This is a genomic window from Intrasporangium flavum (assembly GCF_001956915.1).
GTDB lineage: Bacteria > Actinomycetota > Actinomycetes > Actinomycetales > Dermatophilaceae > Monashia > Monashia flava.
Map to the genome: position 1 here is coordinate 176,739 of NZ_MLJO01000010.1, position 23,575 is coordinate 200,313.

Annotated in this window: 27 protein-coding genes and 2 tRNA genes; 14 read left to right on the top strand and 15 right to left on the bottom strand. The window is 72.2% G+C overall.

Annotation, left to right across the window (positions count from 1 at the left end; genetic code table 11):
• Nucleotides 1–59 precede the first annotated feature (59 nt).
• The 5 genes from BIV28_RS08395 (at nt 60) to fabF (ending at nt 3,934) form a co-directional block, all read left to right on the top strand.
• Nucleotides 60–1,067 (top strand): ACP S-malonyltransferase, encoded by a 1,008-nt coding sequence (locus BIV28_RS08395; protein ID WP_076260935.1) that lies wholly within the window; start codon nt 60–62, stop codon nt 1,065–1,067.
• A gap of 31 nt (nt 1,068–1,098) precedes the next feature.
• Nucleotides 1,099–2,154 carry a beta-ketoacyl-ACP synthase III gene (locus tag BIV28_RS08400; RefSeq protein WP_207555856.1) on the top strand — a complete coding sequence of 352 codons (1,056 nt, stop codon included), beginning with the start codon at nt 1,099–1,101 and terminating at the stop codon, nt 2,152–2,154.
• A gap of 75 nt (nt 2,155–2,229) precedes the next feature.
• Nucleotides 2,230–2,478, top strand: a complete 249-nt coding sequence (locus tag BIV28_RS08405) for an acyl carrier protein (protein ID WP_076260936.1) — start codon at nt 2,230–2,232, stop codon at nt 2,476–2,478.
• 12 nt (nt 2,479–2,490) lie between these two features.
• On the top strand, nt 2,491–2,664 hold the full coding sequence (locus BIV28_RS19965) for a hypothetical protein (protein ID WP_207555857.1): 174 nt from the start codon (nt 2,491–2,493) through the stop codon (nt 2,662–2,664).
• Between the two features lie 19 nt (nt 2,665–2,683).
• Nucleotides 2,684–3,934, top strand: coding sequence for a beta-ketoacyl-ACP synthase II (gene fabF / locus BIV28_RS08410; protein ID WP_076260938.1), 1,251 nt, complete (start codon nt 2,684–2,686; stop codon nt 3,932–3,934).
• 67 nt (nt 3,935–4,001) lie between these two features.
• On the opposite strand, the gene BIV28_RS08415 is transcribed toward fabF, so the two are convergent.
• The 6 genes from BIV28_RS08415 to BIV28_RS08435 form a co-directional block, all read right to left on the bottom strand.
• Nucleotides 4,002–5,210: an RtcB family protein gene (locus tag BIV28_RS08415; RefSeq protein ID WP_076260939.1), complete on the bottom strand. Its 1,209-nt coding sequence runs from the start codon at nt 5,208–5,210 to the stop codon at nt 4,002–4,004.
• 136 nt (nt 5,211–5,346) lie between these two features.
• Nucleotides 5,347–5,715, bottom strand: coding sequence for a WhiB family transcriptional regulator (locus BIV28_RS08420; RefSeq protein WP_076260941.1), 369 nt, complete (start codon nt 5,713–5,715; stop codon nt 5,347–5,349).
• Nucleotides 5,712–6,290 (bottom strand): HNH endonuclease, encoded by a 579-nt coding sequence (locus BIV28_RS08425; RefSeq protein WP_083707158.1) that lies wholly within the window; start codon nt 6,288–6,290, stop codon nt 5,712–5,714. The genes BIV28_RS08420 and BIV28_RS08425 overlap by 4 nt, the downstream gene beginning before the upstream one ends.
• Before the next feature lie 109 nt (nt 6,291–6,399).
• Nucleotides 6,400–6,546, bottom strand: coding sequence for a hypothetical protein (locus BIV28_RS19970; RefSeq protein WP_207555858.1), 147 nt, complete (start codon nt 6,544–6,546; stop codon nt 6,400–6,402).
• Between the two features lie 271 nt (nt 6,547–6,817).
• Nucleotides 6,818–7,330: a DUF3145 domain-containing protein gene (locus BIV28_RS08430; protein ID WP_076260942.1), complete on the bottom strand. Its 513-nt coding sequence runs from the start codon at nt 7,328–7,330 to the stop codon at nt 6,818–6,820.
• 218 nt (nt 7,331–7,548) lie between these two features.
• Nucleotides 7,549–7,890, bottom strand: coding sequence for a non-heme iron oxygenase ferredoxin subunit (locus BIV28_RS08435; RefSeq protein ID WP_076260944.1), 342 nt, complete (start codon nt 7,888–7,890; stop codon nt 7,549–7,551).
• A gap of 202 nt (nt 7,891–8,092) precedes the next feature.
• Here BIV28_RS08435 and BIV28_RS08440 point away from each other — a divergent pair.
• Nucleotides 8,093–8,169, top strand: a tRNA-Ile gene (locus tag BIV28_RS08440).
• 110 nt (nt 8,170–8,279) lie between these two features.
• A complete protein-coding gene (locus BIV28_RS08445; protein ID WP_076260945.1) occupies nt 8,280–9,464 on the top strand; it encodes an IS481 family transposase in 1,185 nt (394 codons plus the stop codon).
• 112 nt (nt 9,465–9,576) lie between these two features.
• Here the strand turns inward: BIV28_RS08445 and BIV28_RS08450 are convergent, their stop codons facing one another.
• The 3 genes from BIV28_RS08450 to BIV28_RS08460 form a co-directional block, all read right to left on the bottom strand.
• Nucleotides 9,577–9,984: a DUF7144 family membrane protein gene (locus BIV28_RS08450; protein ID WP_076260947.1), complete on the bottom strand. Its 408-nt coding sequence runs from the start codon at nt 9,982–9,984 to the stop codon at nt 9,577–9,579.
• Between the two features lie 185 nt (nt 9,985–10,169).
• The gene (locus tag BIV28_RS08455; protein WP_076260949.1) at nt 10,170–10,646 is read right to left on the bottom strand and encodes a hypothetical protein; all 477 of its coding nucleotides are present in this window, start codon (nt 10,644–10,646) and stop codon (nt 10,170–10,172) included.
• A gap of 111 nt (nt 10,647–10,757) precedes the next feature.
• Nucleotides 10,758–11,351 (bottom strand): dienelactone hydrolase family protein, encoded by a 594-nt coding sequence (locus BIV28_RS08460; RefSeq protein ID WP_076260950.1) that lies wholly within the window; start codon nt 11,349–11,351, stop codon nt 10,758–10,760.
• A 60-nt stretch (nt 11,352–11,411) separates the two neighbouring features.
• Between BIV28_RS08460 and BIV28_RS08465 the strand changes: the two genes are divergently transcribed.
• The 6 genes from BIV28_RS08465 to BIV28_RS08490 all read left to right on the top strand — a co-directional run bounded on the left by BIV28_RS08465 (nt 11,412) and on the right by BIV28_RS08490 (nt 17,255).
• Nucleotides 11,412–12,083: a winged helix-turn-helix domain-containing protein gene (locus BIV28_RS08465; protein ID WP_076260952.1), complete on the top strand. Its 672-nt coding sequence runs from the start codon at nt 11,412–11,414 to the stop codon at nt 12,081–12,083.
• 274 nt (nt 12,084–12,357) lie between these two features.
• Entirely contained in the window at nt 12,358–13,677 is a 1,320-nt protein-coding gene (locus tag BIV28_RS08470; RefSeq protein ID WP_076260953.1) for a M23 family metallopeptidase, read from the top strand.
• 242 nt (nt 13,678–13,919) lie between these two features.
• Nucleotides 13,920–14,648, top strand: coding sequence for an amino acid ABC transporter ATP-binding protein (locus BIV28_RS08475; RefSeq protein WP_207555868.1), 729 nt, complete (start codon nt 13,920–13,922; stop codon nt 14,646–14,648).
• A 128-nt stretch (nt 14,649–14,776) separates the two neighbouring features.
• On the top strand, nt 14,777–15,607 hold the full coding sequence (locus tag BIV28_RS08480; RefSeq protein WP_076260956.1) for a glutamate ABC transporter substrate-binding protein: 831 nt from the start codon (nt 14,777–14,779) through the stop codon (nt 15,605–15,607).
• Nucleotides 15,608–15,687: 80 nt separating this feature from the next.
• A complete protein-coding gene (locus tag BIV28_RS08485; protein WP_076260958.1) occupies nt 15,688–16,365 on the top strand; it encodes an amino acid ABC transporter permease in 678 nt (225 codons plus the stop codon).
• On the top strand, nt 16,362–17,255 hold the full coding sequence (locus BIV28_RS08490) for an amino acid ABC transporter permease (protein WP_076260960.1): 894 nt from the start codon (nt 16,362–16,364) through the stop codon (nt 17,253–17,255). Before BIV28_RS08485 ends, BIV28_RS08490 begins: the two co-directional genes overlap by 4 nt.
• A 168-nt stretch (nt 17,256–17,423) precedes the next feature.
• Here the strand turns inward: BIV28_RS08490 and BIV28_RS08495 are convergent.
• The 6 genes from BIV28_RS08495 to BIV28_RS08520 all read right to left on the bottom strand — a co-directional run bounded on the left by BIV28_RS08495 (nt 17,424) and on the right by BIV28_RS08520 (nt 23,220).
• Nucleotides 17,424–17,496: transfer RNA gene (locus BIV28_RS08495), tRNA-Asn, on the bottom strand.
• A gap of 151 nt (nt 17,497–17,647) precedes the next feature.
• Nucleotides 17,648–18,163 (bottom strand): hypothetical protein, encoded by a 516-nt coding sequence (locus BIV28_RS08500; protein WP_076260961.1) that lies wholly within the window; start codon nt 18,161–18,163, stop codon nt 17,648–17,650.
• Entirely contained in the window at nt 18,163–20,091 is a 1,929-nt protein-coding gene (gene dnaG / locus BIV28_RS08505) for a DNA primase (protein ID WP_076260963.1), read from the bottom strand. Before dnaG ends, BIV28_RS08500 begins: the two co-directional genes overlap by 1 nt.
• A 50-nt stretch (nt 20,092–20,141) precedes the next feature.
• Complete coding sequence (locus BIV28_RS08510) at nt 20,142–21,371, bottom strand: deoxyguanosinetriphosphate triphosphohydrolase (protein WP_076260964.1); 1,230 nt, start codon at nt 21,369–21,371, stop codon at nt 20,142–20,144.
• 26 nt (nt 21,372–21,397) lie between these two features.
• Nucleotides 21,398–22,684, bottom strand: coding sequence for a hypothetical protein (locus BIV28_RS08515; RefSeq protein WP_076260966.1), 1,287 nt, complete (start codon nt 22,682–22,684; stop codon nt 21,398–21,400).
• The gene (locus BIV28_RS08520) at nt 22,681–23,220 is read right to left on the bottom strand and encodes a SigE family RNA polymerase sigma factor (RefSeq protein WP_076260967.1); all 540 of its coding nucleotides are present in this window, start codon (nt 23,218–23,220) and stop codon (nt 22,681–22,683) included. The genes BIV28_RS08515 and BIV28_RS08520 overlap by 4 nt, the downstream gene beginning before the upstream one ends.
• 174 nt (nt 23,221–23,394) lie before the next feature.
• Here BIV28_RS08520 and BIV28_RS20425 point away from each other — a divergent pair, with 174 nt between their 5' ends.
• Nucleotides 23,395–23,526 (top strand): hypothetical protein, encoded by a 132-nt coding sequence (locus tag BIV28_RS20425; RefSeq protein ID WP_278247767.1) that lies wholly within the window; start codon nt 23,395–23,397, stop codon nt 23,524–23,526.
• Nucleotides 23,527–23,575 lie beyond the last annotated feature (49 nt).

A 23,575-nucleotide genomic window follows, 5' to 3' on the forward strand; every position in this document is an offset into this window, starting at 1 on the left:
ACCGAGTTGGTGACATTCGGTGGCGAGGTCCTGACCGGTAACCGGGAAGTGTTGGACACGTGCTAGCGATCGTCTGCCCTGGACAGGGCTCCCAGACCCCCGGCTTCCTCTCCCCGTGGCTCGAGCTGCCGGGTCAGCGCGAGCTGCTCGCCTCGCTCGGCGAGGCCGCCGGCGTCGACCTCGTCGCCCACGGCACCGAGTCCGACGCCGAGACGATCAAGGACACCGCCGTCGCCCAGCCGCTCATCGTCGGCGCCGGCCTCACGACCCTGAGCGCCCTGCTCGACGGCGCGACGCTCCCCTCGTCCACGGTCGTGGCCGGCCACTCCGTCGGCGAGTTCACGGCGGCCGCCGCGGCCGGCGTGCTGGCCCCCACCGAGGCGATGTCGCTCGTCAGCGTCCGCGGCCGTGCGATGGCCGAGGCCAGCGCCGTCACCCCGACCGGCATGGCGGCCGTCCTCGGCGGCGACCCCGACGAGGTCCTCGCCGCCCTGGAGCGCCACGGCCTGACGCCCGCGAACATGAACGGCGCCGGCCAGGTCGTGGCCGCCGGCACCCTCGAGCAGGTCGCCGCGCTGGCCGCCCACGCTCCTGCCAAGGCACGCGTCATCCCGCTGCAGGTCGCCGGCGCCTTCCACACCCACCACATGGCCCCCGCCGTCGAGGCCCTCGCGGCCCGCGCGGCCGAGGTCAGCCCCAGCGACGCGTCCGTGACGCTGCTGTCCAACGCCGACGGCACCGCCGTGGGCTCGGGCACCGATGCGCTCGCGCGCCTCGTCAGCCAGGTGAGCAACCCGGTGCGCTGGGACCTCTGCATGGAGACGCTCCTGTCCCTCGGCGTCACGGGCCTCGTCGAGCTCGCGCCCGCCGGCACCCTGGTCGGCCTCGCCAAGCGCGCCATGCGCGGCGTCGAGACCCTCGCCCTCAAGACGCCCGACGACCTCGAGGCCGCGCGCCGGATGATCTCCGAGCACGGTGCCGCCGCGTCCACCACCCCGGACGCCACCCCGGACGCCACCCCGGACGCCACCCCCTCGGCCTCCGACGCCCGCCCGTCCGCGTCCTGACCCTCACCCCCGCGACCACAGAGAAGGCACCGTGACCACCGCACCCGGCACCGCACCGCAGCCCAAGGGCACCGGCACCCTCGTCGACACCGGGGCCGCCCGCCACTCCCGCATCCTCGGCGTCGGCGCCTACCGCCCCGCGCGCGTCGTCATGAACGCCGAGATCGTCGACAAGATCGACTCGAGCGACGAGTGGATCCGCGAGCGCTCCGGCATCGTCAGCCGACACTTCGCGGCACCCGACGAGAGCGTCATCGACATGTCGGAGCACGCGGCCCGGCAGGCCCTCGAGCACGCCGGCATCGCGCCCGAGCAGATCGGCTTCGTCCTCGTCGCCACCGTGACCCACCCGTACCAGACCCCGGCCTCGGCCCCCGAGCTCGCCGCCCGCCTCGGGTCCACGGCCCCGGCCCTCGACATCTCGGCCGCCTGCGCCGGCTACTGCTACGGCGTGGCCATGGCCAGCGACATGGTCAAGGGCGGCTCGGCCGACTACGTCCTCGTCGTCGGCGTCGAGAAGCTCAGCGACTTCACCGACCCCTACGACCGCGGCAGCGCGTTCATCTTCGGCGACGGCGCGGGCGCCTGCGTCGTCGGCCCGAGCGACACCCCGGGCATCGGCCCGACGGTGTGGGGCTCCGACGGCACGCAGCGCGACGCCATCACCCAGAAGCAGGCGTGGACCGACCTGCGCGAGTCGTGGCAGGACGCCCAGGCCGACAAGAACGCCTGGCCCGCGATCGGGATGGCCGGCCAGACGGTGTTCCGGTGGGCGGTCTGGGGCATGGCCCCGGTGGCCCAGCAGGCCATCGACAAAGCCGGCATCAAGGCCGACGACCTCGACGCCTTCATCCCCCACCAGGCCAACATCCGCATCATCGACGCGATGGTCAAGCAGCTCAAGCTGCCCGCCGACATCCCGGTGGCGCGCGACATCGTCACGACGGCCAACACCTCGGCCGCCTCCATCCCGATCGCGACGACGCGCATGCTCGCCGAGAAGGAGATCCCGAGCGGCGGCCTCGCGCTGCAGATCGGGTTCGGCGCCGGCCTCGTCTACGCGGCCCAGGTCGTCGTCCTCCCCTGACCCAGCTCCCGCCGGTCCCGACGGGTCATTCGGGCCAACGGAACGACACGGATCCCAACCACAAGGAGCAGACAGATGGCTCAGTCCGAGCAGGAGATCCTCGAGGGTCTTGCCGAGATCGTCAACGAGGAGACGGGCCTCGACACCGAGTCCGTCGAGATGGACAAGTCCTTCACCGAGGACCTCGACATCGACTCCCTCTCGATGATGACGATCGTCGTCAACGCCGAGGAGAAGTTCGGCGTGCGCATCCCGGACAGCGAGGTCAAGAACCTCAAGACCGTCCGCGACGCCGTCACGTACATCTCGGGCGCCCAGTCCTGATGCGGACGGCTGGTGGGTGACCGCCGGCCGACCCGCACGACCCGCTCCCGGGAGCCGCGTCGTGGCCGGGCCGACCAGCTCGGCCCGGCCACGACGGCCGGCGTCACCGGCAGCACCCGCAGCACCCGCAGCACCCGCCCGACCCGCAGCACCGTCCGGCACCCCTCGCACCATCCGCACACCTGACTCGACAGGAGCACGTCACATGACCTCCAATCGCGACCGACGCGTCGTGGTCACCGGTCTCGGCGCCACGACGCCGCTCGGCGGCACGGCCCCCGAGACCTGGGAGGCCCTGCTCGCGGGGCGTTCCGGCGCCCGCCCGATGGACTACGACTGGGTCGCCAAGTACGAGCTCCCGGTCACCTTCGCCGCGACCATCGCGACGCCTCCGGTCGAGGTCCTCGCCAAGGTCGAGACGCGCCGTCTCGACCCGTCGAGCCAGTACGCCCTCATCGCCGCCCGCGAGGCCTGGGCCGACGCCGGCGCCCCCGAGATCGACCCGGAGCGCCTCGGCGCCGCCATCGGCTCGGGCATCGGCGGCGTCTGGACCCTCCTCGACCAGTGGGACGTGCTCAAGGAGAAGGGCCCCCGACGCGTCTACCCGCTCGCGGTCCCGATGCTCATGCCCAACGGACCCGCCGCGGCCGTCTCGCTCGACCTCGGCGCGCGCGCCGGGGCGCACACGACGGTCAGCGCCTGCGCGTCGGGCGCCGAGAGCATGGGCTACGCCATCGACATGATCCGCACCGGGCGCGCCGACGTCGTCGTCGCCGGCGGCACCGAGGCCGCCGTGCACGCCCTGCCGATCGCCGGCTTCGCGGCCATGCAGGCCCTCTCGACGCGCAACGACGAGCCCGAGAAGGCCTCGCGCCCCTACGACACCGGTCGCGACGGCTTCGTGCTCGGCGAGGGCGCGGCCGTCATCGTGCTCGAGTCCGAGGAGCACGCCCGCGCCCGTGGCGCCCGCATCTACGCCGAGCTCGCCAGCGTCGGCATGTCCGCCGACGCCCACCACATCACGGCCCCCGAGCCCAACGGCTCGGGTGCGGCACGCGCCATGACGTACGCCGTCGAGCGCGCCGACCTGTCGCTGTCCGACATCATCCACATCAACGCGCACGCCACGTCGACGCCGGTCGGTGACGTCGCCGAGTACAACGCCATCAAGCGGGCCTTCGGCGACCACACCGAGAACCTCTCGGTCACGGCCACGAAGTCGATGACGGGCCACCTGCTCGGTGCCGCCGGGGCGCTCGAGGCCGTCATCACGATCCAGTCGATCCACAACCGGCTCGTGCCGGCGACGATCAACCTGGACGACCAGGACCCCGAGATCCCGCTCAACGTCGTCACGGGCGAGGCGCAGAAGCTGCCCGACGGCGACATCGCGGCGCTGAACAACTCGTTCGGCTTCGGCGGCCACAACGTCGCCCTCGCGATCCGCAGCGTCTGACGCCCTCGCGTGAGCACGCGCCCACCCGGCCGGCAGGTCGGGTGGGCGCGTGCCGTGTGCCCCGGCGTCAGCCCTTGACGCAGAGCAGCGTCGTCAGCCGGGCGACGACCTCGACGAGCGGGTCCGGGCCACCGGCCTGGGCCGCGATGACCGCCTCGAGGTCCTTGTACGCGGCGGGGATCTCGTCGATGACCCCGGCGTCCTTGCGGCACTCCACCCCCGCCGTCTGGGCCCGGAGGTCCTCGACGGTGAACTGCCGCTTGGCCGCGTTCCGCGACATCCGGCGTCCGGCGCCGTGGCTCGCCGAGGCGAACGAGGCGTCGTTGCCGAGACCGCGCACGACATAGGAGCCCGTGGCCATCGACCCGGGAATGAGCCCGAGGTCGCCGAGCCCCGCCCGGATCGCGCCCTTGCGGGTCACGACGACGTCGACACCGTCGTACGTCTCCTCCGAGACGTAGTTGTGGTGGCAGCGCACCGGCTCGTCGAACGCGACGTGCGGGAAGTGGCCCCGCACGACCTCGCGGATCGTCGTCATCATGACCTCACGGTTGAGCAGCGCGTACTCCTGCGCCCAGTAGAGGTCGTGGAGGTAGGCCGCCATCTCGTCAGTGCCCGCGAGGAACACGGCGAGGTCACGGTCGGGCAGCCCGAGGTTGTGCTCGAGCGTCTTGGCCGTGGCGATGTGCCGCTCCGCGAGCTCCTTGCCGATGTTGCGCGAGCCCGAGTGCAGCATGAGCCACAGGTGCCCGTCGTCGCCCTCGCACACCTCCGCGAAGTGGTTGCCCGATCCGAGCGAACCGCACTGTGCCGCAGCGCGACCCGCCCGGTCGGCGATCTTCGGCGCCCGCAGGTGGGTGAACCGGCCCATGAGCGAGTCGAACCGCGAGGCGAGCCCGGCGTCGCGCGAGAGCACCGGTGCCGTGCCGTCGTTGGCGTTCCACCCGACGGGCAGGACGGCCTCGATGGCTGCGCGCAGCGGGCCGAGGTCGTCGGGCAGGTCGGCGGCGGTGAGGTCGGTGCGCACGCCGGTCATCCCGCAGCCGATGTCGACGCCGACGGCGGCCGGCGACACGGCGTCGCGCATGGCGATGACCGAACCGACGGTCGCGCCCTTGCCGAGGTGCACGTCGGGCATGACCCGCAGGCCGTGGACCCAGGGCAGGCGGCTGATGGTGCGCAGCTGCTCGAGGGCGGCGGGCTCGACCTCGGCGGGGTCGGCCCACATGAGGGTGGAGGCCTGCGCGCCGGGCAGCGCGACAGGGAAGGTGGTCATGGTCGTGATCCTCTCTGCTCTCCGGCCCCGGGTCCGGGGCCGGAGAGTCGCGGTCGTGACGGTGGTGGTTGAGCGTGACGGCGCTCGTGACGGCGCCGGGGTGCCGGGGTGCCGGGGTGCCGGGGTGCCGGACGCGTCAGGCGATGCGGGCGCGCTGCGCCTCGGGGCGCACGTTGCCCGGCAGCTCGTCGGTGGGCTTGCCCCTCGCGAGCAGCTGCCCGCCCCACACCCCCCACTCCCGGCGCTGCAGCGCCACTGCGAGGCAGGACTGCGCGAGCGGGCAGGCACGGCAGATCGCACGCGCGGCGTCGGCCTCGGCGGGCGTGGCCGGCCAGAAGAGCTCCGGGTCGTGCCCGGCGCAGACCGGCTGCGCCGCCCCGACGTCGAAGGGGTGCTCCGACGCCGCGCGGTAGGTCCACGCGTCGGGTCCGGGCGCGGGCGTCCCGGGCCGGAGCCCGACCTGTCCGAGGGACTGGGGGCGAAGGGTCGTGCGGTTCCTGGTCATCGGTCGGGCTCCTTCCCGGCGGTGGTGACGGCGGTGGTGACGGTGGTGGTGACGGACGTGGTGACGCCGGTCCGGCTCGTGGCCCCGGCGGCGGCGCCGCAGATGGCGGTGTCGAGCCCGGCCTGACGCGCGAAGTGCAGCTCGACGCGGGTGGGCACGTACGGCCGCCAGCGCAGCGGCATCCCGGCCTCCTCCGGCGTCCGGTCGCCCTTGCGGGCGTTGCACGGCTCGCAGGCCGCGACGGCGTTGGCCCACGACGTCGCCCCGCCGCGGGACCGGGGCTGCACGTGGTCCATCGTCGTGGCGGTGAACCGCCCGCAGTACGCGCACCGGCCACGGTCGCGCAGCAGCACCCCCTCGCGTGAGTACGTGGCTCGGGTGCGGCTGTAGAGCCACCGCTGCTCGACGTAGCGCACGAGCCGCACGGCGAGCGGCACCTGGTAGGGCCCGAAGCGCTCGGTGTCGTGCACCGAGACCGGGGTCGCGACGCCGCGCCAGATCATCGCGATCGCGTGCCGGACGGTGACGCGGTGCAGCAGCGTCTCGTCGGCGTTCCACACCTCGACCTGGGTCATGGCGGCCTGCTCCTTCCGTCTCGTGCGCCGGTGCGCGTCGTGGTGCTGGGGACACATGCGAAGAGCCGCCTACCGGAACATCCGGTGGCGGCTCGGTGGGCGGGAGCGGTCAGGCTCGTCGCACGTCGGCGAGGACGCGAAGGGGATGCTCGGGGGTGGCCGGTGGGGCGTCGATGAGTCGCTCGCCCGCGAACGGGTACGACGCGTCGACGCGGCACCCGCGGTGCTTCGCGTTGCAGGTCAGTGCCGTGGCCATGTCCGCCCTCCCCTCGTCTCGTACTCGCCTGGTGCTCGTGGCAGCCGTCGTGGCGCTCACGTGGGTGCGGCGCCCGGTCGATGATGACAGCCGGCACCCTCCGCGGCCCAGTGGTTTTCCGTGGCAGGGACGGCTCCGTCGGCTCGGTCGTGCCCGGACTGCGGCGCTGTCGGCGTGACCAGGACGCGACGAGGGCCCGGGAGCACGAACCGCCCGGGCCCTCGTCGTCCCGCCGTCACCACGCTGGAGGCCGTGGCCGGCGAGAGGTGTGTCAGCCGACCTTGTGGAGCCAGCGCACGGGCGCGCCGTCGCCGGCCCACCGGAACGGCTCGAGCTCCTCGTCCCACGGCACGCCGAGCAGCAGGTCGATCTCGTCCTGCAGCGCCTCGGCGTCGCCGCGCGTGCGCAGGATCGCCTCGCGGAGCCGGTCCTCCTGGACGACGGCATCGCCCGAGACCGACGTCATCGTGTGGTGGATGCCGAGGCGCGGCGTGTAGGACCACCGCGCGCCGTCGCAGCCCACCGACGCGTCCTCGGTGACCTCGTAGCGCAGGCCGTCCCAACCCCGCAGGGCGCTGGCCAGCTCGGCACCCGTGCCGGGCGCCGCCGTCCACGCCAGCTCGGTGCGCACCATCCGGGGCGCGACGGGCTGGGCGATCCAGTCGAGCGCGACGCGCTGGTCGAGCACGGCCTCGATGGCCCACTGGATGTGCGGGCACAGCGGCGCCGGCGCCCCGTGGACGAACACGACACCTCGAGTGACCGTTCGCGGCATGACAGACATCCGAACCTCCTCCAGTTGCAGGGACGTCTTCCCCAACGCCTGCCACCTGGGAGCCGGAACCGTCGCGCGGTCGTACTCAGTGTCCGATATGTCTGATGTGGTCGTGCTCACCGTGCTCCGGCACGGAGCACTCGCCCATTGTGCCCCACGAGACACACGCGCACCAGCACTTCGCCCAAACCGGTCATCGCCGGGCGGGCGTGCGCATCAGCGACCGGTCAGGAGCCGGCTGGGACGCCGGGGAAGAGCACGACGTCCTCGCCGCGGACCTCGACGCGGTGCGTGGCGACCGGACGCGTCGCCGGCAGGCACATCGGCCGGCCGTCGGACAGGCAGAAGCGTGTCGCGTGCAGCGGGCACTCCACCTCCCCCGCCTCGATCCAGCCGTCGGCGAGCGAGGCGTCCTCGTGCGAGCACGTGTCGTCGAGCGCGTAGTAGGTCCCGTCGTCGTCACGGAACAGCGAGATCGGCTCGTCGGTGCCGGTGAGGTCGGTCGGCAGGACGAGCGCCTCGCCCGGCTCGACGTCGTCGACCGCCGCCACGCGGATGCCGTCACTCATGCGTTCTCGCCCCTCGCCGTCCCGGTCGCGGTCCGGGCGCGGTCGCGCGCCCGGCAGGACGGGTCGAGCCGTCCCGCGAGCGAGCCTAGAGGGTCGTCGCGACACAGCCGGCAGTGCCCCGGACCGACCCGCGGTCCCGGGCACGCCGGTCGCTAGACTCCGTGCCGACCCGACGCCGGCACCACGTCGACGGCCGGGTCCCGGGGCAGTAGCTCAGCCGGTCAGAGCAGCGGACTCATAATCCGTCGGTCCAGGGTTCAAGCCCCTGCTGCCCCACCACGCACCTGTATGACTTCGCCTGTTGGTTGACGTTTGGGCTTCGGGTGATGCCTGACGATGTTTCGGCTGATGCTTGACAGCTGTTCCGGCTGATCCTTGACGCTCCCTTGATGAGGGAGATGAGCGTGGCGGAGCAGCGGTACAAGGCGGTGCTGGCGGTCATCGGCGATGGCCGGACCGTCAGCGAGGTCGCGGCGTCCTGGGGTGTGTCCCGGCAGACGCTGCATGCGTGGCTGGCCCGGTATGAGGCCGAGGGCCTGGAGGGGCTGGCGGATCGGTCCCACCGGCCGGTGTCCTGTCCGCACCAGATGGACCCGGGGGTGGAGGTGGCCGTGTTGGAGGCGCGGCGTCGGCATCCGGGCTGGGGTCCGCGGCGGATCGTGTTCGAGCTCGGCAAGGGTGGCGTGGTGGCCAGCGAGTCCGGGGTGTACCGGGCGTTGCGGCGGGCCGGGCTCATCGAGCCCGGCCTGCGACGGCGTGAGCAGCGCGACTGGCGCCGCTGGGAACGAGCCCGCCCGAACGAGCTGTGGCAGCTGGACGTCGTGGGCGGGATCCTGCTGGCCGACGGCACCACGCTCAAGTGCCTGACCGGAGTCGATGACCACTCCCGGTTCTGCGTGTCGGCGCGGCTGCTGGTCAAGGAACGGATGCAGCCGGTGTGTGACGCGTTCACACTCGCGTTGTCGACCCACGGGGTGCCCGAGCAGGTCCTGACCGACAACGGCCGGGTCTTCACCGGCCGGTTCAACCATCCGCCGGTGGAAGTGCTGTTCGACCGGATCTGCCGGACCAACGGGATCGAGCACCTGCTGACCCAGCCGCGCTCCCCGACGACCACCGGCAAGATCGAGCGGTTCCACCGGTCGTTGCGGGCCGAGTTCCTCACCGGAGCCGTGTTCCAGGACCTGGCCGAGGCCCAGGCCCGGCTCGATGCCTGGGTCGGCACCTACAACCACGACCGCCCCCATCAGGCGCTCGAGATGCACACCCCAGCGGAGCGGTACGGCACCGGCCCCCGGCGTGCCCTGAGCCCCGAACCCGACCGCACCGGTCCGGAGTGGGTGGCCCGGAAGGTGTCAACGTGCGGGGTCGTGTGCGTGTCCTGGCAACAGGTGTCGGTCGGGCGCCACCGGGCCGGGGAACGCTGCGACGTGCACGTCGCGCCCGACATCCTGCAGTTCTGGATCGGCAACGAACTCCTGCGCACCGTCAAGCGCAGCAGCACCGGGCCCGTACGCAACAAGAGACCCCTGGGAGGCGCCACGACCAAGACCCGCAACAACACGGCAAACTGAACAGACACGAGCGGCAAGGATCAACCGGCACAGCACTGTCGCCCATCAGCCGAAGGTCAACAGCCCCACCACGCACCGCACCGATCGGCCCGGACGAGGCCGTCACGCGTCGTCAGATGGTTCGGGGTCCGCGGAGCCGGGCGACGAGGGCCCAGATGATCGCGACGTCGAGAGCGATGATGACGATCGCCCACACCGGGTAGTAGGGCAGCCACATGAACTGCGAGACGGCCGACAGAATCGCGACGATGATCGCCACGACGAACGACCAGCCCTGGTTCATGATCATGGCCACGCCCAGCCCGATCGCGACCAGGCCGAGCACGAGATGGACCCAGCCCCACGTCGTGGTGTCGAACTTGTAGATGTAGCTGCCCGTCACGACGAAGCGCTGGTCGTTGACGATGGCGGCCAGGCCCTGCAGGGCCTGGAAGATGCCGACCATGACGAGCAGCGATGCGCCCGCCAGCGTGAGGCCCTCGGCCCACGCCATCTTGGTCGATGACGGCTGACTCGACATCGGTCCGTCCCCTTCTCTGTCACCGGCACGCCCCTCGCCTGCCCGTGATTCGACGCTAGCCGCGCGGATCGGCGCCCCACTCATCCTTCCGGGTTGAAATGCCGAGCGGCCCGGTCAGCGTCGAGGGACGCCGGGACACGCCGGGAGACCGGGCCGACGCGCGACCCGGCCTCCCGGTGCACGGCTCAGCGGCCGGTGGCCGCGATGTAGACGGCGGCGTTGCCGTTCGGGTCGAGCAGGACGGCCGGCGCCAGGCAGCGCGGCGGCAGGGACACGTGGGCCTCGATCACCGCGTCGCCGGTCGTGGAGAAGGGCACCGTGGCCGTGGGCGGCAGCGCGACGCCGTTGCACGCCACGGTGGCCGACAGCCGCGGCACGGGGTTGACGCCCGTGGTCGGGATGACGAGGCCCTCGACCTCGACGCGCAGGTCGCCGTTCGCGCGCAGCCGCGCGGTGCCCTCCGAGATGACCCAGGGCGCCCCTCCGCGGGTGAGGCCGAAGAGGGGCGGGTCGGACAGCTGGCTGCCCTGCAGCGGGGCCCGCAGGATGTCGCTGCGGGGGACGCCGCCGCCGTCCGCGGAGGCGCTCGCGGTCGCGGCGAGGGCGCCGACCCCGAGGACGAGGCCTGCGACGAACGATGCGGTACGGGAGATTCGGTGCATGTCACACTCCTGCCGACGTTGCTGGGGACGGGTTCCCCAGACGAGGACGACAGGACGCCGACGCCCGTTCACTCGGGACCGGCGCGAGCGCGCCGGCGCGACCCGCTGACGTCAGCCGATCCGGTCGAGCAGGGCCAGCGAGCGCTCCACGACGAGAGCGGTGGCGTCGGCGTCGTGGGACGGCAGCGACGCGTCGGTGAACAGGTGCTGGTCGCCCGGGTAGACGAACAGCTCGGCCGTGTCGGCGCCGGCCAGCTGCACGAGCTCACGCGCCGCGTCGACGTCGCCCTCGAGCCCGAAGAAGGGGTCCTTCTCCATGCCGTGCACCTGCACCGGGACGCCGTCGGGCCACGGGCCGAACGCCCACTCCCCCGTGACCGGGAAGCAGGCCTCGTAGAGGAGCGCGCCACGGGCACCGGACCGCGTCTGCGCGAGCTGCTGGGCGCGGCCGACGCCGAACGAGATCCCGGCGTAGACGAGGGAGTCCGGCAGCGGGGCGAGCGCGGCCGCGACCCGGGCGTCGAGCTCCTCGTCGCCGATCGACTTCATGTGCGCGAAGCCTTCGTCGATGCTCGGGGCGACGACACCGTCGAAGAGGTCCGGCGTGTGCACGGTGTGCCGACCGCCCGCGCGGAGCGACTCGGCGAATGCGTGGACGCCGTCGGTCAGCCCCTGGACGTGGTGGAACAGGATGATCTCTGCCATGGTTGGCCCCTCGTCGATCGGAGTGTGCGGAATGATCCACAACAGTAGAATGATCGAGTGATGTCGGTCAATGATGGGGTCCGGTCGGAAGCCAACCAGGGCGCGCCCCGCATCCCGGACTACGACCTCGACGAGCTGCTCGTCGTCACGGCGCCCGCCCAGCTGCGGGCCCTCGCCGACCCCCTGCGCTCGAGCCTGCTCGAGCTGCTCCTGGAGCGCGCTGCCACGGTCACCGAGCTCGCCACCGCCGTCAACCGGCCCAAGAGCACCGTCGCCTACCACGTCGGGCAGCTCGTCGATGCCGGCCTGCTCCGTGTCGTGCGCACCCGGCGCGTCCGGGCCATCGAGGAGCGCTTCTACGGACGCGTCGCCCGGACCCTGTACATCGGTGCGCTCGGCCGGCCGGAGGACCAGCAGCTCGTCGCCGGGGTCAACGGCCTGGCCGAGGCCGCGGCCGAGTCGGCCGCCGCCCATGCCGCCGACGAGCTGCGCTGCACCCTGACGCACGCGCGCATCCCGCTGGAGCACGCCCGCGAGTTCTGGACGCAGGTCCAGCAGCTGGCGCGCGAGTTCGCGCAGATCCCCCGCAGCGGCGACCAGGTCTTCGGGTTCGCGGCCGGCCTCTACCCCACCGACGCCCCGACGCTGCCCGAGCCCACCGGGGCGGACGACGCCGACCGGCCCGACGAACCCGCCCCCGGCGGACGAGGCACTCCGGACGCCACCGGCTGACGCTCCGAGGCACCGCGCAGACGAGACGTTCGCGACATCAGCCACACCGGCCACATCCGTCACCCGTTGATGTGGAGTTCGGCGAGAACGGCCCGCTGTCCGGCCTGTCCACCTATGGTGGTCGACATCGAGACCACCGGCTGCGGGGGGCGCAACAGGTGGTTAGGGTCGAGGCATGGCCAGAACCCTGCCTGACGAACTCAGCCTCGAGGGGGGTGGCCTTAAGGTGCAGGACGAGACACAACGAAGTGGACCGCGAGTCCTCACGGTGCGCATGAGCGGGCGGTTCGTGCCGTTCGCCGCGTCGACCGTGGTCTTCGCGCTCCTGCCTTTCATCAGCGCCAGCACGCCGGACGACGGCGCCCGCGCCGCAGTGGTTCTCGCGGCCGGCGACCGTGCCGCGGTGGACACCGCGGTCGACGGCGTCGAGAGCGCCCGCGACGCGCTCACCGGCAGTGACAGCACGGTCGCGGCCATCGCCGCCGCGGCGCTCGGCGGCGGCATCGACCCGACCGGCATCGCCGTGTCGAACGCGCTCGGTGGCGGGCTGGTGTTCCCCGAGATCGGGCTGACGCCGCTCGCCGCGATGGCCGTGGCGGCCCCTGTCGGAGCCGGCGTGCCCGGCTTCATCCACCCGGTGCCCGGGGCGGAGGTGTCCGGGTTCGGCCCGCGCATCCACCCGCTGCTGCACCGGCCGATGTTCCACACCGGCATCGACCTGCAGGCCGCCTGCGGCACTCCGATCCGGGCAGCCGCCTCGGGCAAGGTCGTCTACGCACGGGTCACGCCCTCGTGGGGCCTGCGGACGATGATCCAGCACACGCCGACGCTCAAGACGGCCTACGGGCACCAGTCGAAGTTCCTCGTCAAGGAGGGCGACGTCGTCAGGCAGGGCCAGGTCATCGGCCTCGTCGGCACGACCGGGTGGTCCACCGGCTGCCACCTGCACTTCGACGTCATCGTCAACGACCACTACGTCGACCCGGCGCCCTACCTCGGCTTCCCGGCCTCGACGTCCGCGCCCTCGACCTACGGCATGGTGCCGAACTACTTCCCCGGTGGCGGCAGCGTCGTCACCTCGGCCTCGCAGACGGTTCCCGACGGCGACGTGCCCTTCTCCGACGTCGACCCGGCGTCGGCGGCCGGCACCCCGGTGACGAGCAAGCCGAAGCCGGCCACCTCGCCGGCTCCGAAGCCGACGACCAACACCCCGGCCCCGACGACGACCACCGGCACGCCCGTCCCGACCACGACGAAGCCGACGCCGTCCACGACCACGACGGCCCCGTCGACGGGCACGACGACGCCGGCCCCGACGACGAGCACGGGCACCCCGGCGCCGTCGACGACAACCACCACGCCGCCGCCACCGCCACCGCCGACGACGTCGGCACCGGCGACGTCCGACCCGCCCGCCGACCCGACCACCTCCGCCGCACCGCCGGCCGAGCCGACGCCCACGCAGACGGCCGTCGCCACGGCCACCGCGACGGCCACGGCAGTCGCCAAGGCGGTTGGCGAGATCGCGACGAGCGCGGCGAGCGCCAGCGACCCGGCCACGACCACCGACGCCACCACGGCGGCCGCGGGCTGACCGACCCGGCCGCCGGGCCGACGCGTCCGGCACCCGTACCAGACCCGCTCGGGTCGCGTGAGGCCCCGTCCACGAGGACGGGGCCTCACGCGTCGGGGCGCCACGGCGGAACTCACGATTAGGGCACGTCGGGGACCCGGTAGGTACCTGCCGGGGACCCGAGCCGATAGGTTGCACGGATGGACGACGTGAAACCTGCTGCCGAGGCGACCGCCGAACACGCCTCGGACCACCGCGAGCCCATGGTCGTCATCGAGGGCGTCAACAAGCACTTCGGTGACCTCCACGTCCTGCGGGACATCAACCTCACCGTCGGCAAGGGCGAGGTCGTCGTCGTCCTGGGCCCCTCGGGCTCGGGCAAGTCGACGCTCTGCCGCACCATCAACCGCCTCGAGACCTTCGAGTCGGGGTCCATCACCATCGACGGCAAGCCGCTGCCGGAGGAGGGCAAGCCCCTCGCCCAGCTGCGCGCCGACGTCGGCATGGTCTTCCAGTCCTTCAACCTCTTCGCGCACAAGACGATCCGCGACAACGTGACCCTCGGGCCGATCAAGGTGCGCAAGAAGTCCAAGTCCGACGCCGACACCCAGGCCGGCGAGCTGCTCAAGCGGGTCGGCGTCGAGGCGCAGGCCGACAAGTACCCGGCCCAGCTGTCCGGTGGTCAGCAGCAGCGCGTCGCCATCGCCCGTTCGCTCGCTATGGGCCCCAAGGTCATGCTCTTCGACGAGCCCACCTCGGCCCTCGACCCCGAGATGGTCAACGAGGTCCTCGACGTCATGGTGGGCCTGGCCAAGGAGGGCATGACGATGATCGTCGTGACCCACGAGATGGGCTTCGCCCGCAAGGCCGCCGACCGCGTCGTCTTCATGAGCGACGGGCAGATCGTCGAGGTCGGCACGCCGGAGGAGTTCTTCACGAGCCCCAAGAGCGAGCGTGCCAAGGACTTCCTCGGCAAGATCCTCACCCACTGACCGCCCTCGACACCGGCGCCGTCGCCCCTGCCGACGCGTCGCCGCACGAACGACCCGACACACACAGGGACGGCATGCACACCGGCATGCCACGAGCAACCCACCCGGTAACAACAGGAGGAACTCACATGAAGGCACGACGCATCGGCGTGGCGTTCGCGGCGACGGCCCTGGCCGTCTCGCTCGCCGCCTGCGGATCCGGTCAGCCCGGCGCCAGCGGCGGCGGTGACAACGGCCTGAAGATCGGCATCAAGTTCGACCAGCCCGGCATGGGCCTGAAGAAGGGCACCGAGTACAGCGGCTTCGACGTCGAGGTCGCCAAGTACGTCGCCAAGGAGCTCGGCACGTCCGAGGACAAGATCACCTGGGTGCAGGCACCGAGCGCCCAGCGCGAGACGCTCATCAAGAGCGGTCAGGTCGACTTCGTCGTCGCGACGTACTCGATCACCGACAAGCGCAAGAACGAGGTCTCCTTCGCCGGCCCGTACTTCATCGCCGGCCAGGACCTGCTCGTGCGCGCCGACGACTCCTCGATCACCGGCCCCGACAGCCTCACCGGCAAGAAGCTCTGCTCGGTCACCGGCTCGACCTCGGCCCAGAAGGTCAAGGACAAGTACCCGGGCGTCCAGCTGCAGGAGTTCGGCACGTACTCCGAGTGCCTCCCGGCGCTGCAGACGGGCGCCATCGACGCGCTGACCACCGACGACACGATCCTGGCCGGCTACGCCGCCCAGGAGCAGTACAAGGGCAAGTTCAAGGTCGTCGGCAAGCCGTTCTCCGAGGAGAACTACGGCATCGGCCTCAAGAAGGGCGACACCGCGATGTGCACGAAGATCACCGACGCGGTCAAGAAGATGATCAGCGACGGCTCGTGGCAGAAGGCGCTCGACGCCAACCTGGGTCCGGCCGGCTACAAGCCGGGCGCCGGCAACCCGCCCACCCCGGCCGCCTGCTCCTGACCGCCCGCGCCCGTGGGGGCCGCGGCGTCACCGACGCCGCGGCTCCTGCGGGCCAGATCCCTTGTGCGTGAAGGAGGGACATGCTCGACATCCTCTCGAACTACGACGTCCTCGGCGCGTTCTGGATGACCATCAGGCTGACGGTCTTCTCGGCGATCGGCGCTCTCGTCATCGGCACCGTCGTCGCCGTCATGCGGGTGTCACCGGTCCCGGTGCTGCGCCGGCTCGGCGCCGTCTACGTCAACATCGTGCGCAACACGCCGCTGACCCTCATCATGTTCTTCGCACTCGCCGGGGTGGGGATCATCCTCGAGATCAACCTTGCCGACCCGAGCTCTCCGACCTCGGTGCGCGACAGCGCGATCCGGTGGGCCATCGTGGCCCTCTCGGTCTACCACGCGGCCTTCGTCTGCGAGGCGCTGCGCAGCGGCGTCAACACGGTGCCGGTGGGCCAGGCCGAGGCCGCCCGCTCGATCGGCCTGACGTTCGGCCAGAGCCTGCGCGAGGTCATCCTCCCCCAGGCCTTCCGCGGCGCCATCGCGCCCCTGGGCTCGACGCTGATCGCCCTGACGAAGAACACGACCGTCGCGTCGGTCATCGGCGTCGCCGAGGCGTCCGCCCTCATGAAGGTCATCTTCGAGAACGAGACGGCGAGCGTCGGCGTCTTCCTCGTCTTCGCGCTCGGCTTCGTCATCCTGACGCTGCCCATCGGCGTCCTCTTCACGTCCCTCTCTCGTCGACTGGCGGTGAAGCGATGAGCACCCAGACCGTCCTGTTCGACGCCCCCGGGCCCCGGGCCCGGCGTCGGTACGCCGTCCTCACCGCGTTCGGAGCGCTCCTCGCGATCGCCACGCTCGGCGCCATCGTGTGGAAGCTCAACGCCCAGGGCCAGCTGACCGCCGACCTGTGGAAGCCGCTCGTCGACCCCGAGGTGTGGACCTCCTACGTCTTCCCCGGCCTCGTCAACACGCTCAAGGCCGCCGTCGTCTCCATCGTCGCGGCGATCGCCTTCGGCATCGTCTTCGGCCTCGGACGCCTCTCGCACAACGGTGCGGTGCGCTGGGTCAGCGGCATCATCGTCGAGTTCTTCCGGGCCGTCCCGGTGCTGCTGATGATGTACTTCCTCTTCCAGCTCTTCGCCTACAACAACGTCTTCGTGGCGAGCCTCAACTCGTTCATGGCCGTGGTCATCTCTCTGACCCTGTACAACGGCTCGGTCATCGCCGAGCTCGTGCGCTCCGGGGTCCACGGCCTGCCGAGCGGGCAGGGCGAGGCGGGACTGTCCATCGGCCTGACGCCGGGGCAGACGCTGCGCTCGATCCAGCTGCCGCAGGCGCTGACCGCGATGCTGCCGGCGCTCGTCAGCCAGGTCGTCGTCATCCTCAAGGACAGCGCGCTCGGCGCCGCGATCACCTACCCGGAGCTGCTGCAGAGCATGCGCGACATGGGCACGGCCTACGCGACGGTGCTGCCCGCCTACCTGCTCGCCGCGGCCGTCTTCATCAGCCTGAACTTCGGGCTGACGGCTCTGGCCGGACGCGTGGAACGGCGCCTCAACCGGCGCGGTCGCGGCCCGCGCCAGGGCACGGCCACGGTCCCCGGCGTCATGGACGACGCCAGCGCCCTGAGCGCCGGACCACGTTCCTGACGCGCCGACACCTCACGCACGACGCCCCCGCCACCGGACCGGTCGCGGGGGCGTCGCGCGTCCGCGGGAGGACCGGGTTGCGGGCGGTACCGGACCGCGTCGGGGAGGCTCTCGTCGGACGTGACGAAGGCCCCGACACCATGGGTGTCGGGGCCTTCGTACTGGGCGCTCCCCCGGTTGGACTCGAACCAACAACCTGCCGGTTAACAGCCGGCTGCTCTGCCAGTTGAGCTACAGGGGAATGGCTGCTGCGCAACCATAGCAAAGGATCGCGCAGGGACTAAATCGGCTCCGCGGGAGGCGCATCCGGCACTTTTCGGCCCGCGCAGAGGCCTCCGCGAGCCCCACCGCGGGCCCCGTCGGGAGCCCTCCACGAGGGGCAGAGGCACACCTCAGAGACCGACCTCGGTGCGCAGCCGGGAGAGCCGCTCGGCGGCCTCCGCAGCCACCTCGGGGTCCTCGAGGCTCGCCCCCTTGCCCGGGATCGCCTGCTCGACCAGACGGCCCGTGGCGAGGTCCTGGCGGATGACGACCCGGACCGTGCGCCGCGACCGGGTGCGGAACTCGTCGGCGAGCACGACGCTGGCCTGGATGCGCTCCCGGAGGGTCTGCTGGAGCAGCGAGGGCTCGGTGACCCGCCACTGCGTCGGCCGGTGCCCGACCCACAGGACGGTGAGCAGCCCGGTCTCGCCCTTCCACGTGCCCGACTCGGCCTCGTGCCACGGGCGCTCCCACACGAGGGCGCCCCCGGCGTCGACGAACGCCAGGTGGTGGGTCGTGGCGAGCACGTGCCCGCCGCTCTCCTCGTCGCGGGCCCACGCGAGGACCTTCTCGCCACCGGCGAGCGGCACGGCGTCGCGCACGTCGGAGGGCAGCGGCGCCCGGCGGCGCCGTTCGAACAGGGGCATCAGACCATTCCCGCCTTGATCGTCGCGAGCTCGCGCTGGAGGGTCTGCAGGTGCAGCCCGAGCTCACGGCTGCGGTCGGGGGACGGCTCGTCCGAGTGTTCGATGCGGCGCATCTCGCTCAGCGCGTCGGCGATCTGCCGGGTCAACGCGATGGTGCGCACCCGGTTGAACAGCTCCTCGACGTAGCGCGAGGTCGGCAGTCCGGTGACGGCGTCCATCCGGGTGGGCAGGGTGTCGACGGCGAGCTCGCTGACGAGACCCGCGACCGGCGACGGGGCGGCCTCGGTGACCGCGGAGGTCCAGGCCCGGACGCTAGAGGTCTCGGAGGAGGCGTGCGCGATGCGGATGCCGTCGAAGACGGCGCGGTGCGCCGGCGCCGAGAACGCGTCAGGCGTCAGCAGGTCGAGCGCGTTGGGGGCGAAGACGGTCGGGAACTGGAGGATGACCTGGAGCAGCTGCCGTTCGGCCATGACGACCGGGTCACGCCGGTCGGGTGCTGGCATCCCCGAGTCGCCTTCTCCTGCAGCCGGTTCGGCGTCGTCGCCGCCACCGTCGCGGCGGTCACGGGCGTCGCGCGGGTCGTCGTCGACCTTGAGCCGGCCGGCGCGCGAGACCTCCCGCGCCACCTGCTCGACGTCGAGGCCGAGCATGCCGGACACCTCACGGGTGTACTCCGGGCGCAGCGACTGGTCGCGGATCGAGGCGACGATCGGCGCGACGGCGCGGGCCGCCTGGACCCGGCCCTCGGCCGTCCCGAGGTCGAACCGCTTGATCGTCGTGCGGACGGCGAACTCGAACATCGGCACGGCGTCCTCGATGAGCGCCTGGACGGCCGGGTCGCCGCCCGACTGGCGCAGCTCGCACGGGTCCTTGCCCGACTTCTCCACGGCGACGAACGACTGCGAGGCCCACTTCTGGTCGTCGGCGAAGGCCCGCATGGCGGCCTTCTGGCCCGCAGCGTCGCCGTCGAAGGTGAAGATGACGCGCGCCGGCGCGAGGTCGGCCTCGTCACGCATCATCCGGCGCAGCACCTTGGTGTGGTCGGCGCCGAAGGCGGTGCCGCACGTCGCGACGGCGTTCTCGACGCCGGCGAGGTGGCAGGCCATGACGTCGGTGTAGCCCTCGACGACGACGGCGCGCCGCTCCTTGGAGATCGTCTTTTTCGCGAGGTCGAGCCCGTAGAGGACGGTGGACTTCTTGTAGATCGGGGTCTCGCTCGTGTTGAGGTACTTGGCCTCGATGCGGTCGTCGTCGAAGAGGCGACGCGCGCCGAACCCGACGGTGTCGCCGGTGATGTCGCGGATCGGCCAGACGAGGCGCCCGCGGAACCGGTCGTACAGGCCGCGCGAGCCGCGCCCGGCCAGGCCGCCGGTGACGATCTCGTCGTCGCTGAAGCCCTTGTCGCGAAGGTGGCGCACGAGGTCCTCCCCCCCGCGCGGCGCGAACCCGACGCCGAAGTGCTTGGCGACCGCGCCGTCGAAGCCACGGGCGCGCATGAAGTCGCGGCCGGCGCGGGCCGCCGGCAGGTTGATGAGGGCGTCGGCGTAGAACTCCTGGGCGACGCGGTGCGCCTCGATGAGCCGGGTGCGCCGGCCGAGGCCCTCCTCGCGTGGACGCTGGCCGTCCTCGTAGCGCAGCTCCATGCCGAGCTTCTGGGCCAGCCGCTCGACGGCCTCGCTGAAGGTCAGGTGGTCGACCTTCTGGACGAACGAGATGACGTCGCCGCCCTCGCTGCACCCGAAGCAGTGCCAGGCCCCCACCGCGGGCCGGATGTTGAAGGAGGGCGTCTTCTCGTCGTGGAAGGGGCACAGTCCCTTGAGGGAGCCGGGACCGGCCGACCTCAGGGTGACGTACTCGCGCACGACGTCCTCGATGGACGTGCGCGCCTTCACCGTCGCGATGTCCTCGCTGTTGATCAGCCCCGCCATCTGCCTCCTGTCGCTGCCGCGATTCTAGGTCGTCGGTACGACCCGGCCCGTCAGCGGCACCACCGGCTGTGGAGGGAGAGTGCGCGGACGTCGGTGAGCGAGGCCACCTGGTCGACGACGACCCGGAGCCTCGACGCGTCGTCGTCGGCCTCCGCGTGGTCGGCGCGGAAGGGCGCGTCGAGGCGTTCCTCGGGGGCCGACGCGTAGGCGGCGACGAGGTCGCGCACGACGTCGCGCTGCTCGGCCATGACGGCGAGCCGGACGTCCGTGGTCATGACGAAGTGGTTGGCGATCGCCTTGAGCACCGAGCACTCGGCGCGCAGGGCGTCGGGCACGACGAGGTCGGCCTCGAAGCGGCACAGCGCGCCGGGTCCGTGCCGCTCGCGGGTGGCCTGCTCGACGACGAGGACGAAGTGGCCGATGAGCCGGCTCGTCATGTCCTTGAGGCGGGCGAGGTCGCCGCGGGAGCCGTCGAAGCCGGAGGGCACGGCGTCGGCGGCGAGCAGCCGCTCGAGCGCGCCGCCGAGCACGTCGGCGTCGAGGTCGGGCGCGTACGTGCGGCCCGCGACGTCGAGCACCCCGGCCATGTCGTCGGAGCGCAGGACCCGCGGGTCGAGCCACCCGGAGGCGATGGCGTCCTCGACGTCGTGCACCGAGTACGCGACGTCGTCGGACCAGTCCATGACCTCGGCCTCGAGGCAGCGGCGTCGCGGCTCGGCGCCGTCGCGGATCCATCGGAAGACCGGCAGGTCGGACGCGTAGACGCCGAACTTCGTCGTCGGGCGGGGACCGTCGCCGCGCCCCCACGGGTACTTGGTCGTGGCGTCGAGGGTGGCGCGAGTCAGGTTGAGCCCGGCCGGTGTGCCGTCGGGGTGGGCCCGCTTGGCCTCGAGGCGTGTCAGCAGGCGCAGCGTCTGGGCATTGCCCTCGAATCCGCCGATGTCCGAAGCGATCTCGTCGAGGACGGTCTCGCCGTTGTGGCCGAACGGAGGGTGCCCGAGGTCGTGCGACAGGCAGGCCGTGTCGACGACGTCGGCGTTGCAGCCGAGCGCCGCCCCGAACTCGCGACCGATCTGTGCGACCTCGAGCGAGTGGGTCAGCCGGTTGCGGACGAAGTCGTCGTGGCCGGGTGCGAGCACCTGGGTCTTGGCGGCGAGGCGACGCAGGGCCGACGAGTGCACGACGCGCGCCCGGTCGCGGGCGAAGTCGTCGCGGTCGGCGCGCTTCTGGGCAGGGTCCTCGGCGACCCACCGCTCGCGATCGCTCTCGGAGTACCCCACGCGCCCGACTCTAGGTGCTAGGGCCCTCACCCTTGCGGCAGAGGGGCCGGGAGGCGCTCGTGGCGGTGCGCCTTGCCCAGGTCGACGCGGAAGGCGAGCGACTCCTGTCCCGTGGCATCCGGCACCTGGCCGGCGAGGGCGAGGTTGGACTCCCAGCGCAACGGGGAGGGCAGCGGCCCCACGGGCAGCTCCCTCGCCGAACCGTCGGCGACGTCGAACACCGTTGGGACGACGCCGGCGCCCCCACCGAGGAAGCGGCTCACGAGGACGAGGCTGCCGTCGGGAGCGCGCTGCGCATCAAGGCCCGGCGCGCAGGTGAGCGTGCCGGGGTCGAGGGTCGAGGCGACCATGACGCGCGCACAGACCTCGCCTCCCGAACCGACGAGGACGACGTTGCGACCGGCGTCGGCTGCTTCGGAGCCCGGCGCCGCGGCCCCGAACCACCGCTGCCGCTGACCGGGCCGCCAGCCCGACGTCGGGGACCAGCTGTAGGAGAGGCTCTCGGCGGCGGAGGCGGGCTCGAGCGGGTCCTGGCCGTCGACGATCGTGACGACGTCCTGCGCCCACGTGGCGAGGCGGGGTCGCTGCGGTCCGTCCGGCGGCAGTGCGACCGACCGCACAGCCATGGACTCGACGTCGATGGTGACGAGCCTGGTCGGTGCCTCCTGCGCGTCCCCTTCGATGAGGGCGATCCCACGTGCGCCACCCAGCACGTCGAGCACCCGCGGCCCGCTCCACACCTTGGACGCGGCGCGTGAGGCGCTCTCACGCACCGCCCACACGCTCGAGGAGTCCGGGCCTCGACCCACGACGAACGTGGTCGTCGGCCAGTTCTCGCCGAGGCCGAGGCGTAGCGAGTGCTGCAGCGTCATCGGCTCGTGGCCGAGCATGACCGAGCCGGCCTTGTCCCGGTACCTGAGCCGCCCGTCGACGCCGGCCTCCACCACCGGGGCGCCGACCGGCTGGAACGGTCCACCGAGCGGCAGGGCCGACGCCCAGGCGTAGGCCTCGCGGCGCGCATCGCGGGCCGTGGGCTCAGCACTGGCGGTGGGCGTCGTCCTCGACGGGGACGTGACGGGGCTCGTGGAGGCCGGGACGGGCGCCGCGAGGCGCGGGCCGTGGGCTGCGAGCACGACGACCGCGACGGTGGCCGCGGCGGCGCCGAGCGCGCCGACCACCGTCCCGACCCGGCGGCGGGTGCGCCGCCGACGCGCTCCGCTGATCACCGTCGCGGCGGTCGGTCCCCCGTCGAGCGCGTCACCGTGATGCTCGCGGAGCGCCTCGGCGAGCGCCGTCGTGGTGCGGTCGGTCATCGCAGCTCCTCCTGAAGCGGGCGGTCGGCGAGGGCGTGCTGGGTGCGCAGCGTGGCAAGGCCTCGCGAGAGCTGGCTCTTGACGGTGCCCACCGAGACGGCGAGCGCCTCGGCGATCGCCCTCTCCGGGAGGTCCTCGTAGAACCGCAGCACGAGCACGACGCGCTGTCGGGGCGGCAGCGTGGCCAGAAGGCTCCACATCGCGTCGCGCTCCTCGGCTCTGGCCGTGAAGGTGTCGCCGCGTTCGCCACGTGCCACCGAACGGTCCAGCAGGGTGCGCTGCTCTGTCGCCCGCCTACGGGTCAGCCGGCGCCAGCGGGAAACGTGGTTCCGCGCCAGGGCCGCCCGGGTGTACGCCAGCGGCATCCCACGCTGGATCACGCGGTCCCACGACAGGTAGACGCGCTCCAGGGTGTCCTGGAGCAGCTCCTCGGCGTCGGCGGCGCATCCGGTGAGCAGGTAGGCGTGCCTGAGCAGGCTCGCCGAGTGGCCGGCGACGAAGGAGCTGAACTCCTCGTCGGCCTCGCAGTCGCGCATCGAGATCCTTCCCCTGTTCGATGACGGCTCATCGTGACACCCGATTCACGCCGGCACGGCGCGAAAGGTTGCACGGTCAACCTGCCGAAAACACCGTGGCGGGTGCGTGCCCACCCGGCGCACACTGGCGAGGTGGGGCCGGCTCACGGCTCCCGGAGCGGGCAGGAGCTCGTCATGGCCGACAAGTCACCCCGATCGCACATGTCCCAGAAGGGCAAGTCGATCAAGGAGAAGCGCGCCGAGAAGCACGCCAAGGAGCAGAAGGCCGCCCACACGGAGATCATCCCGCCACGCGGGCGCCGCTGAGCCGCGCCGGTCGGGGCCGGTCGGGGCCGGTCGGGGCCGGCACGGCCAC